This window comes from Mesorhizobium sp. M4A.F.Ca.ET.050.02.1.1 (assembly GCF_003997725.1).
Lineage (GTDB): Bacteria > Pseudomonadota > Alphaproteobacteria > Rhizobiales > Rhizobiaceae > Mesorhizobium.
Window position 1 is genome coordinate 4,428 of the sequence record NZ_RZSG01000038.1, and the last position, 2,563, is coordinate 6,990.

Sequence of the window (2,563 nt, forward strand, 5' to 3'; positions counted from 1 at the left end):
GCCATGCATCCCGCTTTCTCCGTCGTCTTCTTCACCGCTGCCACAGGCGCCGGCTACGGCCTGCTGGCGCTGCTTGGCGTGCTCGGCGGGCTGGGCTTTGTCGAGCCCGACTTCTGGCTCGGGCTCGTCGGCATGGGACTGGCGCTCGGCCTGATCGCGGCCGGCCTTCTGTCATCGACCGGCCATCTCGGGCGGCCTGAACGAGCCTGGCGCGCCTTCTCGCAGTGGCGCAGTTCCTGGCTGTCGCGCGAGGGCGTTGCGTCGGTCGCGACCTTCATCCCGGCCGGACTGTTCGGCATCGGCTGGGTGTTTTTGGGCCGCAACGGCGGCTGGGTGGCAATCGCCGGGGTGTTGGCTGCCCTCGGCGCGGTCACCACGGTCTGCACCACCGGCATGATCTATGCCTCGCTGAAGCCAATCGCGCAGTGGCACAGCCGCTTCACCCTGCCCGGCTATCTGATCTTTTCCGCGATGACCGGCGGCGTGCTTTTCAACGCGCTGCTGCAGGTCTTCGGCGTCGGTTCGGTGGCCGTGCTAGCGCTCTCGATGCTTGCCACCCTTGCCGGCTGGGGGTGGAAGCTAGCGACCTGGCGGTACAATGACCGGCTGGAAACTCCGACTACCGCCAACACCGCGACGGGCCTCGCCGGAGGCACGGTGCGGTCGCTGGAATGGCCGCACACCGAAGAGAACTATCTTCTCAAGGAAATGGGCTTTCGTATCGCCCGAAAGCACGCCGCCAAACTGCGGCGGATTACGCAGGTGCTGGCTTTCGCCTTGCCGGCCCTGCTGCTTGCCGTTGCGTCCGCTTTGCCCTGGCCGGTCGCGGCGGTCCTGTCGGTGCTTGCGGCCATCCTCCAGTTCGCCGGTATGCTGGTCGAGCGCTGGCTGTTCTTCGCCGAGGCGAAGCACACGGTCACCCTCTATTACGGCCGGTAGCGCGTTCTCTCCGTCATGCCGCCCGTGCCCGTGGCGCGGCTGGCAAGTCCTTCAGCAAGATTTCGATCGCGGCGTCGACGACGGCTGTCCGTCGGTCGTGTGCGTAAAGACCGTATTGGACCGTCAGCGTGTCGGGAACGCCAGCAGATGTCTTCAGCACCCGCATCGAAGCAGTGCGCACCGATTCGGGCGGAAGCAGCCCGACGCCCAGCCCATTCTCGATCGCTGCCTGCAGGCCGGTGATGCTCTGGCACGACAAGCCGATCCTGTGCTCCCTGCCGGTGGCAAGCAGCGCCTCGATCATACGCCTGCGCCAAGGGCAGGTTGCGCCAAAGGCGACGAGATCGAGCGGCCGCCCCGCATCCAGCTCGTAGTCGTGAGCGCAGACCCACTGCAGTTCGACGTTCCACGTCGTCAGGGCATCGGCCGCGACGACGGATGTCGGGGCGATCATGACATCCAGCACATCCTCACTCCAAAGCCGTCCCAGCGCGACACTGTGCTCGACCGTCACGTCAAGGCTGATCTCGGGATAGGTGCGATGAAGCCGCCCGAGTGCTGCCGACAGCGCTGCCGTCGTGACCTCCTCGGCGAGGCCGATACGCACGCCGCCGCCTACGCCGGCCGGCCGCAGACGTGCCACCGCCTCATCGCCCAGAGCCAGGATGCGGGTCGCGTATCCCAGAAAGAGTTCCCCCTCCGCGGTTGGCACGACACCGCGGCCGGTGCGTTGGAACAGGTGCCGTTGCAGCAATCCTTCGAGCCGCCGCATCTGCATGCTCAGCGACGATTGGGTTCTGCCGGTCTGCGCAGCGACCCTGCTCAGGCTGCCCTGCCGGCAGACCGCCACATAGGTGCGAAGAAGGTCGAGGCCTATTTGCTCAGATATCATGATCCTTGAACTCTGATGTCACGGATATCAGCCTACAATGATATCGCGCCACGCGCTATCTCCCTGCCACGAGACAGCGCAAGGAAGAAATCCATGAAAGCGATCCGCGTCCACCGCCATGGCGGGCCAGATGTGCTTGCCTATGAAGATGTCGACATCGGCCAGCCCGGACCCGGCGAGGTCCGCGTGTGCAACCGGGCGGTCGGCCTAAACTTCGTCGACATCTATTTCCGCACCGGCGAATATGCGCCGCCCGCTTTGCCATTCACGCCGGGCAATGAAGGCGCCGGCGAAATCGTCGCCGTCGGCGAAGGGGTGAGCGGCTTCGCGTCCGGCGATCGTGTCGCCTATGTCGAGACGCTGGGCGCCTATGCCGAGGAACGCATCGTGCCGGCGCATTTTGTCGTCCATCTGCCCGACGCCATCGACTTCGAGACCGGCGCGGCGATGATGCTGAAGGGGCTGACGGCGCAATATCTGCTGCGCCGCACGTTTCGCGTCGAGGCGGGCCACACCATCCTCGTGCAGGCCGCGGCGGGCGGCGTCGGCCTCATCCTGACACAATGGGCTAAGCATCTCGGCGCCACCGTCATCGGCACGGTCGGTTCGCCAGAGAAGGCCGAGCTCGCGCGCGCCAGTGGCTGCGACCATGTCATCGACTATGGCAGGGAAGACTTTGCCGCGCGGGTGAGGGAGATCACTGGTGGCGAAGGCTGTCACGTCGTCTACGAC

General features: G+C 65.7%; 3 protein-coding genes. 2 read left to right on the forward strand and 1 reads right to left on the reverse strand.

The features are described from left to right. Positions 1-3 precede the first annotated feature (3 nt). A complete protein-coding gene (locus EOA33_RS05270; RefSeq protein ID WP_127405133.1) occupies positions 4-939 on the forward strand; it encodes a DmsC/YnfH family molybdoenzyme membrane anchor subunit in 936 nt (311 codons plus the stop codon). Between the two features lie 13 nt (positions 940-952). Here the strand turns inward: EOA33_RS05270 and EOA33_RS05275 are convergent, their stop codons facing one another. Beyond that, complete coding sequence (locus EOA33_RS05275; protein ID WP_127405134.1) at positions 953-1,831, reverse strand: LysR substrate-binding domain-containing protein; 879 nt, start codon at positions 1,829-1,831, stop codon at positions 953-955. A 93-nt stretch (positions 1,832-1,924) separates the two neighbouring features. On the opposite strand from EOA33_RS05275, the gene EOA33_RS05280 reads away from it, so the two are divergent. Continuing rightward, the coding region (locus EOA33_RS05280; protein WP_245482243.1) for a quinone oxidoreductase at positions 1,925-2,563 on the forward strand (639 nt) is incomplete at its 3' end.